General features: G+C 66.9%; 7 protein-coding genes and 1 pseudogene. 6 read left to right on the top strand and 2 right to left on the bottom strand.

The genetic code is table 11. The annotated features are described in order from the left end of the window. Nucleotides 1–400: 400 nt before the first annotated feature. The 5 genes and pseudogenes from ABZ826_RS38155 to ABZ826_RS38135 form a co-directional block, all read left to right on the top strand. Entirely contained in the window at nt 401–1,690 is a 1,290-nt protein-coding gene (locus ABZ826_RS38155) for a sugar ABC transporter substrate-binding protein (RefSeq protein ID WP_361459027.1), read from the top strand. Between the two features lie 79 nt (nt 1,691–1,769). Further along, a complete protein-coding gene (locus ABZ826_RS38150) occupies nt 1,770–2,663 on the top strand; it encodes a sugar ABC transporter permease (protein WP_361459025.1) in 894 nt (297 codons plus the stop codon). Continuing rightward, on the top strand, nt 2,663–3,595 hold the full coding sequence (locus ABZ826_RS38145) for a carbohydrate ABC transporter permease (RefSeq protein WP_361459023.1): 933 nt from the start codon (nt 2,663–2,665) through the stop codon (nt 3,593–3,595). The genes ABZ826_RS38150 and ABZ826_RS38145 overlap by 1 nt, the downstream gene beginning before the upstream one ends. Before the next feature lie 28 nt (nt 3,596–3,623). After that, nucleotides 3,624–6,395: a fibronectin type III domain-containing protein gene (locus ABZ826_RS38140; RefSeq protein WP_361459021.1), complete on the top strand. Its 2,772-nt coding sequence runs from the start codon at nt 3,624–3,626 to the stop codon at nt 6,393–6,395. A 198-nt stretch (nt 6,396–6,593) separates the two neighbouring features. Then, nucleotides 6,594–6,842 (top strand): annotated as a pseudogene (locus ABZ826_RS38135) (hypothetical protein); the annotation flags it as partial. A 61-nt stretch (nt 6,843–6,903) separates the two neighbouring features. On the opposite strand, the gene ABZ826_RS38130 reads toward ABZ826_RS38135, so the two are convergent. Both ABZ826_RS38130 and ABZ826_RS38125 read right to left on the bottom strand, forming a co-directional pair. Next, a complete protein-coding gene (locus ABZ826_RS38130; RefSeq protein ID WP_361459029.1) occupies nt 6,904–7,323 on the bottom strand; it encodes a hypothetical protein in 420 nt (139 codons plus the stop codon). Between the two features lie 202 nt (nt 7,324–7,525). Further along, nucleotides 7,526–7,810 (bottom strand): hypothetical protein, encoded by a 285-nt coding sequence (locus ABZ826_RS38125; protein ID WP_361459031.1) that lies wholly within the window; start codon nt 7,808–7,810, stop codon nt 7,526–7,528. Between the two features lie 186 nt (nt 7,811–7,996). Between ABZ826_RS38125 and ABZ826_RS38120 the strand changes: the two genes are divergently transcribed. Then, on the top strand, nt 7,997–8,617 hold the full coding sequence (locus ABZ826_RS38120) for a hypothetical protein (RefSeq protein ID WP_361459019.1): 621 nt from the start codon (nt 7,997–7,999) through the stop codon (nt 8,615–8,617). Nucleotides 8,618–9,171 lie beyond the last annotated feature (554 nt).

Below are 9,171 nucleotides of genomic sequence, written 5' to 3'. Positions count from 1 at the left end.
AAGCCTCAAGAACTCCCATCATCGCAGGTCGCAGGGCACTTCCTCGTTTCCCGAACAGTTATCCACCGCCATCAGATCGGTGGATCAAGGCTTAGGCCACTGCCACCTTTGTGGGTCGGCCGGCGCCCCCCACCGGCCGACTGCTCTTCCGCACTCAGGCGTCCACAGCCTGATGCACCAGTGGCGCGGGGCGACGCTCTCCGTTGCCGCGACTCGCGAGGCGTCTCTCGCGCCCCCCTTGTGTCGACCGCGCAGCAGTCGCTCATGCGGCGGGCGCAGACGTCCCGGACACAACACATGGGCAAGGTCGGCACACTCACCTCGCCGTACGACGGGCACCACTCCCCCACCCACTGCGAACCGCGCTGTATCGAGGAAGAACTGAGAGGACGTCATGGCCATGCGAAGGACAAGAATCACTGCCGCAGCCATCTTCGCCGCCACCAGCATCATGCTGACCGGGTGCGGCGGCGGCTCCCCGGAAGCAGATTCCAGTGGCCCGGCGGAAATCACCTTCTGGGGCTGGGCTCAGGGCTACAAGGAGTCGGCCGAGCTCTGGAACAAGTCGCACCCCGACATCAAGGTCAAGTACGAGGCCATCACCAACGGAGGTTCCGGCGGCTACGACAAGATGTTCACGGCCGCCAAGGCGGGCAAGGCTCCGTGTCTGGCGCAGGTGGGGTACGAGACGTTCACCAGCTTCCTCGCGGCCGGCGTCCTGCAGGACGTGAGCAGCTACGTCAAGGAGCAGAAGGACGAATTCCCGGAGTGGGTGTGGGGCAACGTCGGCGTCGACGGCAAGGCGTACGGTGTGCCGGTGGACACCGCGCCGATGGCGATGTTCTACCGGTCGGACCTGTTCAAGAACGCCGACATAGCCGTGCCCAGGACTTGGGACGACTTCGCGAAGGCCGCGGCCGCGGTGAAGGCCAAGGACCCTTCATCGCGCATCATGAACCTCCCCACGGACCCCTACCTCTACGCCGGGTTCGCGTGGCAGGGTGGCGCCGCCTGGTTCGGTACGAAGAACGACGCCTGGGAAGTTTCGTTCGACAGCGCCGCCAACGGCAAGGTCGGCGACTACTGGCAGAAACTCTTCGACAAGGGGCTCCTCGCCTCGTACCCGGCCTTCGACGCGGCGCTGTACTCGGCGTGGAGCAAGGGCGAGGTCTGGGCCGAGGTCGGCCCGGTCTGGTCGGCCTCCCTCATCCGCGACAACGCGGCGGGATCTGCCGGCAAGTGGGCCGTCGCGCCCATGCCCCGGTGGGGCACTACGGAAGCGGTCGGCAACTCGGGTGGATCCGCCACGGCCGTGATGAAGGACTGCGCGCACCCCAAGGAAGCGGCGGAGTTCGCGCTGTGGATGTCCACGAATGACAAGTCCGTGTCGAACCTCATCAAGTCCGCAGCCATCCTGCCCGCGTCCAAGTCGGGGCTCGCCAACTCGGCCCTCAACGCGCCGGAGAGCTACTACAGCGACCAGCCCATCTACAGGCTCTTCCGCGACGAGTCGGCCAAGGTGAACCCGGATTGGCGCTGGGGGCCGATCATGTCGACCTCCTCCAAGGCTCTCGGCGACGGCCTCGGCAAGGTGCACACGAAGAAGGCGACCTATCAGGACGCCCTCGACAGCGCCCAGAAGGACACGGTCTTTGCACTGAAGTCCCAGGGCTTCTCCTTGGCCAAGTAGCGCCCCGGGCGTGGGCGCGACCCCGCCCCCACGCCCGCGCCTTCCCTGTTCCTCCGTAGAAAAGGTGACCGTGTCCTCCGTGACGAATCGGCGGCGCCGACTTCGCGAGCTTCGCCGGGCCGCGCCGTTCGTACTCCCGTTCCTTCTGGTCTTCGTCGTCGTCTACCTGTTGCCCACCGGCTACTCCCTGACGCAGAGCTTCTTCGCCGTGAAACGCTCCGGCCTCGGCCTCGGTGGCGCGGAAACCACCTTCGCGGGCTTGCATAACTACGTCCGCGTGTTCCATGACGGGGACTTTCTCGCCTCCCTCGGGCGGGTGGCGTTCATCGGCATCATCCAAGTGCCGGTCATGCTCGGCACCGCTCTCGTCCTCGCCCTCCTCCTCGACTCAGCCACCACGAAGGGGGGCCGCTTCTTCCGGATCGCCTACTTCATCCCATACGGGCTGCCCGGTGTGATCGCGGGACTGGTCTGGTCGTTCCTGTATGCACCGTCGCTGAGCCCCGTCACCCGGGCTCTCGAAGGGATCGGCATCGACTTCAGCTTCGTCACCGACAGCGCCCTGCCCTTCTCCATTGCGAACATCCTGACCTGGGCCTGGACCGGCTACAACACGATCCTCATCTACGCAGCCCTGCAAGCCGTCCCCGAGGAGACCATGGAAGCCGCTGCCCTGGACGGCTGCTCCGGCTGGAAGGCCGCGCTGCTCATCAAGGTGCCGCAGATCCGACCGGCCCTGCTGCTCACCCTCGTCTTCTCCATCATCGGCACGTTCCAGCTCTACAACGAGCCGGCCACCATGAAATCGGTGGCACCCAACCTTTCGTCCACCTACACACCGATCATGGCCGCGCTGCGGTCCCTGTCGGACAACGACTTCAACTACGCGGCCACGCAGTCGGTTCTGCTCGGCGCGCTGATCTGTGTGCTGTCCGTCGCCGTCTTCCGCGCCTCGGCCAGGAAGGTCGGCTGATGACCGCCACCATGCACCCGCCCACGCCCACGCCCACCACGCCGAAGCCCGCGAAGCCGAAGCCGAAGCCGCGGCGAACGCCGGGACACCCGCTGACGACCGTGAACCCCGCCTCGCGCCTGTTCGTGCTGGCCGTGATGACACTCTTCGCGATCTACTTCCTGCTCCCTGTGTGGTGGCTGATCGTCTCCGCAACCAAGGGCAGCGGAGAGCTGTTCTCCGGCAACGGCTTCTGGTTCGGCGAGCACTTCGCCCTCTGGGACAACGTCCAGACCCTGTTCCGCGTCCAGGGCGGCATCTACGCGCGCTGGCTGCTCAACTCGCTTCTGTACGCCGCGGGCGGCGGAGTCGTCTCCACACTGCTGGCCTCCATGTGCGGCTACGCTCTGGCGAAATTCCCGTTCCCCGGGCGCGAGGCCGTCTTCGGCACCGTTCTCGCCGCCGTGCTCCTGCCGGCCCCCGTGCTCGCCGTCCCGCTGTACCTCATCTTCAGCCACACCGGTGTGATCAACACCTTCTGGTCCGTCTTCATCCCGAGCGTTGTCAGCCCCTTCGGCGTGTATCTGAGCCGCATCTACGCCGCTTCGTCGATCCCGGACGCGCTGATCGAGGCCGGGCGCATCGACGGAGCAGGAGAACTGCGCATCTTCGCCATGGGGATGCAGATCATGGCCCCCGCGATGGTCACGATCTTCCTGTTCCAGTTCGTCGCAATCTGGACGAACTACCTCCTCCCCTCGCTCATGCTCGCCGACACCAAGCTCCAGCCCGTGACCGTCGGTCTCGTCGGCTGGCGCGAACAGCAGGGCTATCCCATCGGCTACGCCACCGTCGTCACGGGAGCGCTGCTGTCCGTCGTGCCGGTCGTCGCCATGTTCGTGTCCCTGCAGTCGTTCTGGAGCAAAGGCCTGGTCACGGGGTCCGGCAAGTAGTCAATCAGTGCCAACGAAAGGACGATCCATGAGAGTCCTGTACGGAACTCTGGCGTCTGTGTGCGTCACGGTGCTTCTCGCGGCACAAGCCCCCGGCGCCGTCGCCATCCCAGCCGACGACACGCCGGTCAACCTCCTCGCAGCGGACATGGACGACGGGCTCGACAGCGGCACAAGCCCCTTGGCCCTGTCCAATGCGTCGTCCGGAGGCACCCAGCAGATCGTGAGTGCCGATGGCGACAACGCCCTGGAGCTGCGCGACGCCTCCCAAGGGGCCAATCTCTCCAGCTACTTCTACCACCGCTGGTCCACCAGCACGCTCAAGGACCGCATCAACGCCGTCTACCGCGAACCTGTCGGCAGCCCGGCCCAGCAGTTCGTCCTGCAATACGACCTCAAGCGCAGCGCTGCCAGCGACAAGCCGGTCAACAAAGACATCTACGCACAGATCCAGTTCGGCAACTTCGACAACGTCCTGGTGCCGCGCTTCGCCGTCCCGGCCGTGAGCCTCACGAGCACCTCCGCCTACAAGAGCACCTCCGGCTCCCTGGAGCACGTCGACGACAGCGACATCGCGGAGTACCGCTTCACGATCGTCCCGAACGGTGGCAATCGGCTCGTGTCGACGGTGGAGCTGGGATTCTCGGTGCGGGTCGATACCGGCGGAACCGACGAGGCGATCACGGTCGACAACTTCGGGGTCTACGAAGCCGGCCAAGTATCCGACGGCACGCCCCCGACGACACCGACGTCCCTGACCGCGGGCGCGGTGACCGCGACCAGCGTGCCGCTGCGCTGGGACGCGTCGACCGACGACACCGGCGTGACCGGCTATGACGTCTTCCGTGACGGCTCCCAGGTCGCCTCCGTCAGCGGCTCCTCGACCTCGACGGCCGTCACCGGCCTGATGCCCGCGACCGGCTACGACTTCACCGTGCGGGCGAGGGACGCGCTCGGCAACGTGAGCCCCATGAGCTCCGCACTGCACGTCTCGACCGGCCCGTACGAGCCCACCTCGCCCGCCCCCTACCCCGGCACCGTGAAGACCCGAACGCAGTGGCTGTGGGACAAGACGAAGGCCATGAAGGAAGAGGACGGCGCCACCAACGTGGCGCAGTACACCGCGCAGCTCATCGATCACGAGAACGTGGAATCGAACCTCACCAAGCTGGACAACCTCTTCCAGGGGTACGACTACGAGCAGTACAAGAGCGTGGCGAAGATGTACTCCTACCTCATGGCCGGCGACCAGTTCAGCCCCGAGATGCTGGAGCATGTGCGCAGCTACTTCGCCAAGTACGGCTACCAGAAGCTCTCGCAGACAGAGAATCTGCGGATGAGCAACTACGTCACCGGCTATCTGGTCGGTCAGTACTTGCCGGACGTGGTTGACCTCAACGGCAACTCCGGAGCGAAGCTCAAGGAGATCAACAAGGCCAACATCCTGGAGATGGTGCAGGCGGGAGTAAAGCGTGGCTGGGCAGAGTACCAGAGCCCCGAGTACACCATCATGACCTACTTCTGTCTCAACGCCCTCCACCAGTGGTCCGACGACCAGCAGTTGCGCCGCCAGGTGAAGATGGCCATGGACGTGATGTGGTTCGAGTGGGCCAGCGACTGGGACAACGGCTACATGATCTCGTCGGAGAGCCGGGCCAAGGGCGACCTGGCGTCCGTCAACGACCCGACCTGGCGCCCCGCCGACCACTCGACGCTCGCCTGGACGTACTTCGGGGCGCACCGCGCGCAGGCGGGCGTGGGTGAGTCGGACAACCCTGCGCCCTCGGCCTACCGTCCGGACCTGGAGTACGCCGGTCTCCTCGCCTGGCCGGGCTCGACCTACGAACCGCCCGAGTCCGCAGTGACGATCGGCAGAAAGACCGACAAGTCCTTCACGGCGCACAAGACGAACCTGCAGAACTCCAGCGGCCACGCGATGGATGTCTACCGCACGAGCTACGTGCGTCCCACCTGGGGCCTGGGCACAGAGGTCCAGTACCGCCGCATCGACAACTGGATCGAGGACGCGCCGGTCGTCCTGCGCTGGCAGTCGAAGGAGGCGAACCCGCTGTTCCGGCTCTCCGTCGACCAGGGCAACGCCTCGATCGGCGCGTACGACCAGCCCGCCAACCAGCGCGTGATGCAGAACGGGCCGACGGCCGTGGGCGTCTACAAGTCGTCCGGCGACCAGACCTCGAACTACATCAACGCCATGTTCCCCGCCAACGGCTCCGTCCAAGAACGCCGTCAGGTGGACGACTGGACCGTCGCCTCCACTGGGACGATGTACTTCGCCTACAGGCTGGCGAAGCCCGGAACCTGGTACCACCAGACCCCCAACGACCCGCCGAACAAGGTCAAGACGACGGCGCAGCTGCACCCGACCGCCGGTCTCAGCTACAGCTACGACATCCTGCGCAGCCAGGCCGACACCAACGGGTGGGTACTGGAGACTGCGGACGCCTCCGAGTTCTCCAGCCTTAACTCGTTCGCGACGGCGCTGGCCAGCAAGTCCCGCCTGGACACGAGCCACTTGGAGGAGTCGAATCCTCGCGTCGTCTATCACAGCCTGCGCGGCGACGACCTCGACATCGCCTTCGACTCGGCGGCTCAAGCCCCCGGCGACGCCCACCTCGTCAACGGCACGCCCATCGACTACGACGCGTTCAAGCTGTTCGACACGCCATGGCTCCAGCAGAACAAGTTGGGCTCGACCTTCACGGCCACGGTCGGCGACGAGTCGCTTGTCTACGACTTCGGCCGCTGGACGGTGACTGCCCGGCGCAACACATCCAGTTGACGGCTCCCGCGGATCGGTGACGCGGCCGGCGCGGTGACTGCTCTCCGCGCCGGCCGCCAAGGCGCACTGAAGGTTTTTCTCTTGCCGGAAACGTATTGCGGGATCCCGCTGACCGCGAGCATCGGGTGGCTTGCGGATCTGCCCTCACCTTTCGGCACACCAGTGCGCACAGTCCGGCCGCCTTCCCCTGGCCGCCGCTCGCAGATCCTGGCCGGCAAGTCCCGGCTCGATGCCGACGAAGCCTTCCGGGCAGCGGGCGCACGGCTCGATGCCTGCGCCAACTTTCTCTACCGCTCGATCAAGAACGACCGCGACGGACATGCCCTCGCGGGCGAGGTGTCCACACAGCGTCGGCTCTTCGCCCAGGTCGAGACAGCAGCCCGGCAGGCCGGACACGAAACGGTGCTGGACGCATGGGGGGGCCTCCACCTGATGCGACCGCGATAGAAGCGCACCACGGCCACTCCCGCACCGCCACGCTTGCTGCCGGAGGCTTTCGCAACAGGCCTCAGCCGTGCATCGCGGTGCTGTAGACGTACAGGGCGATCACACCGGCGACGCAGGCGAGGATCACCCATGAACCGAAACTGGTGTGTTTCCCACTGCCTTTGGGCCGCGCGGCCTTCCCGGAGTGATTGGACCGCCCGGGCGCTGCCTGTCCCGGCACGACCGGCGTCGCGTCGGCCGCCGCCTCGGCGAGCAGGCGACGGCAGGACGCGGCGAGCACGCCTGTACCGGCGGAGAGGGGCACCACGGCCTCCGAACGCGCCGGAGCGGTGGTACCGCCGTCCAGGATGCGCCCCGCGCGTACGAGGACCTCGTCCCGGCCGCCCGTCGGAGCGAGGCTGATCCACCGCCGTACATGCTCACCTCTGATGACCACACCGCCGGACCGCTCCCGGTACACGGTGTGTTCCCGCCACAAGATTTCCGCCAACTCTCCGGCAGTGTCTCTCAGTTGTGCGCTCACAACCCCTCCCCCTCCGCCTCGCGGCGAATCGAACAAGCATCGCACTCTAGCGGTAGGTGCAGAGCGGGGGGCAAGCAGTCCCCCCAGCGGCCGTGAACCCGTGCGCGGGCACCGTTCCAGGGCTGCTGCGCGGAAGCAACCGCACCGGCTCCAGCCGCTGCTACGGCGTCGCGTTCGCCAGGCCGGCCCCGGAATCCAGCGTGATCGCGTTCGGACCACGACGGCTCGGCCGCGTGGACAGTTCCTTCACGAACGCGGCCACATGCAACCGGTTCGACGCGATCGGGTCGGCCTCATCCCGTTCGCAGACCTGCAGATGCTCGGCCGGCCCTCGCGCGTACGCATCGATCGTCCGAGGCTCACGACCCAGATCCGTCCACACCCGCGGCCACTCGGCCGCCCTCTCGTGCCGGCCCAGGACCGGCCACTTCTCCTCCAGCACCACCCGCCGGTCTTGGTCCGGCAAGCCGGGACCGGGAGGAGAGGCTCCGGGAGAGCCCACTCGGCTGTGGTCGTGTGGGACGGGTAGCGGCGGCGGCGCGAGGATGCGGGCATGGCGGGCTCGGCAGGCGGACGACCCGACGGTGGCCGGGAGCTATTTGTCCCTTCTGCCTGCGGATAGGTTGGCGGGATGGGCGATCAGCACGATGCAGGCGACGACGCTGGACGGGCTGTGGCGCTGCGGCGGGAGCTGACCGCCCGGCTTGCCGACCGTGCCCCCTTTTCCGCCGCCTGTCTTCGGCCTGGTGCCGGCGAAGAGGCGCTGGTCCGGATGGAGGCGCGCATGGGGTTCGCTTTGGATCCTGAGCTGCGCGCGGTGTGGGCTGTCAACGACGGCATAGTTGATGACGCCGACTCGGGCGCGGGTCTGTTCTTGGATCAGCACGCATTGCTGCCGGTGGCGACGGCTGTCGACATTCGCGATGACCTGTGCGATTCGTTCGATGAGGAGTGGGGCCGGTTGTGGCTTCCGCTGACCACGAACGAGGTGAACGAGCCTTGGATGGGCTCCACCATCGACTGCGGCAGTGGACGGTTGGGCTCCTTGGCCATGGAGGACGCCCCGGGCGGAGCAGGGGAGATGTCCTTCGCCGGCCTGCTGGCGGCGGTGGTGGAGGCGGTCAAGGAGGGCAGGGGGGCGTTGATGCCCTCGCCGGGCCGTTCGGGGACGGTTCCCGGCCTGGCCGACGGGGCCCTGGTCTGGCAGGACCCGAGGGAGCCCCTCGTGGCGAACTGGGCGCCGCTGCACTAGTACTCCAGCCGTACTTCTCCATCAGCCCTGGTCAGCGGCTTGGGCGTGGAGCGTGTAGCGGGCTGGAACGAGCGGTGGCCGGTCTTTGCCGGGTCGTCGCACGAACGTGTGGCCGCGCCGCTTGAGTGGCAACGTTTCGGGCAGTCCGCCCGCATGAACGATGCACCAACGAGCCGTCGGGCAGCGGAACTTGGTGATTTGTTCGTGCGGGTCGGGGGCCGTTTCGCCCGGGTGGGGCCCCGGCGCCGTATGCGGGACTACGCGCGGGCCCGTTGCCGCTGGGCCGCAAGAACGGCCGGCAGCTCGCCGAATACGCCGGCCATGCCACCCCTCGACGGGCTGCAGCACCCCACGACCGGATCGAAGCCTCCTGGAATCGTCACACCTCACCGGCGCACCTCGACAGGACCGCGTGACGGGCTCAAGGCGCCGGGATGGTCGGCCTTTGTGTGCTCATGGCCTAGTGTCCTGCGCCAGGAATTCGATCAAGATATGCGGCGAGGCGTTCGAGGATCTCGTCGGCGCTCTTCGTCCAGGCGAAGGGGCGGGGGTTC

The organism is Streptomyces sp. NPDC047515 (assembly GCF_040643055.1).
Classification (GTDB): domain Bacteria; phylum Actinomycetota; class Actinomycetes; order Streptomycetales; family Streptomycetaceae; genus Streptomyces.
Note: the sequence above shows the minus strand (reverse complement) of the source record. Positions and strands in the feature narration are given on the sequence as shown.

What these genes read in the sequence shown, in the direction of transcription:
- ABZ826_RS38155 (WP_361459027.1), top strand. Translation starts at nt 401, where the DNA reads ATGCGAAGGACAAGAATCACTGCCGCAGCCATCTTCGCCGCCACCAGC.
- ABZ826_RS38145 (WP_361459023.1), top strand. Translation starts at nt 2,663, where the DNA reads ATGACCGCCACCATGCACCCGCCCACGCCCACGCCCACCACGCCGAAG.
- ABZ826_RS38140 (WP_361459021.1), top strand. Translation starts at nt 3,624, where the DNA reads ATGAGAGTCCTGTACGGAACTCTGGCGTCTGTGTGCGTCACGGTGCTT.
- ABZ826_RS38120 (WP_361459019.1), top strand. Translation starts at nt 7,997, where the DNA reads ATGGGCGATCAGCACGATGCAGGCGACGACGCTGGACGGGCTGTGGCG.